This window comes from Oleiphilus sp. HI0125 (assembly GCF_001635355.1).
In genome coordinates this window covers 1-658 of sequence record NZ_LWGF01000176.1, presented here as the reverse complement: position 1 = coordinate 658, position 658 = coordinate 1, and the positions used below count along the sequence as shown (strand labels likewise).

The window sequence follows — 658 nt, the reverse complement described above, 5'->3', positions numbered from 1 at the left end:
GCCCCTGTTATGAAAGGGTGGATGGCTGAAGAAAAAGTCGGACAAGTTTCTGATGAGCAAGCCATGCGTTGGTCTACAGACAATACTTTACTCTGGGCCGTTGTGATTAAACCTTGGATTCTTGTGCAGGAACGCAGCACCCATTAGGCGGTCGCAAACCGGTGCAACTCTCGTGTCAGTTTGAAAGGTTGGTCAATTAAGGGGGTGTGGCCACTTTTAGTGAACGGTAAGACTGAGCATCTTTCATTCAGATCCGCCATACGAAGCTGACCTGTGGCTGGGTACATATCCGATTTCATGCCTACTAGAATATCAATGGGCGTTTCGCAATTTTCAATGGCTTGTCTGAAATCATAGCCTTGATCGATGTAAGCTCGAAGGCAATGCATATATGCCCCCCAGTTCTTAACGGACAGCAGTTGTCTCAATATCCATTCTTTACTCAACAAAAGCCGTGAAAGCTGCTTAAAGCTTGGCCATGACATGGCTGAAGCAAAGAACTCAGAAAGTTCAGTTTGTATTTGTTGACGTAAGTTATTGGGCAAATCTCTGTATTCAAAGCCTTGCTCTAGGTATGGCTCAAGCTCATCCAGCAACTGCTTTGCGCGTTGCATTCGATCATCATGCTCATGCCCGAATAGCCCCCATCGCCAATCGG

At 46.5% G+C, this 658-nt stretch carries 2 protein-coding genes; one reads left to right on the top strand and one right to left on the bottom strand.

Features of this window, described 5'->3' with window-relative positions; translation table 11 throughout:
* Positions 1–9: 9 nt before the first annotated feature.
* Positions 10–147 (top strand): DUF2288 family protein, encoded by a 138-nt coding sequence (locus tag A3762_RS28755; protein ID WP_369820655.1) that lies wholly within the window; start codon positions 10–12, stop codon positions 145–147.
* Here A3762_RS28755 and A3762_RS26925 read toward each other — a convergent pair.
* Positions 144–658: alpha/beta fold hydrolase (locus tag A3762_RS26925; RefSeq protein WP_197468972.1), on the bottom strand; the 515-nt coding region annotated here is incomplete at its 5' end. The two genes, A3762_RS28755 and A3762_RS26925, sit on opposite strands and share 4 nt — an antisense overlap.

Excerpts from the sequence above, each read along its gene's own strand:
- A3762_RS28755 (WP_369820655.1), top strand. The coding sequence starts at position 10 with ATGAAAGGGTGGATGGCTGAAGAAAAAGTCGGACAAGTTTCTGATGAG.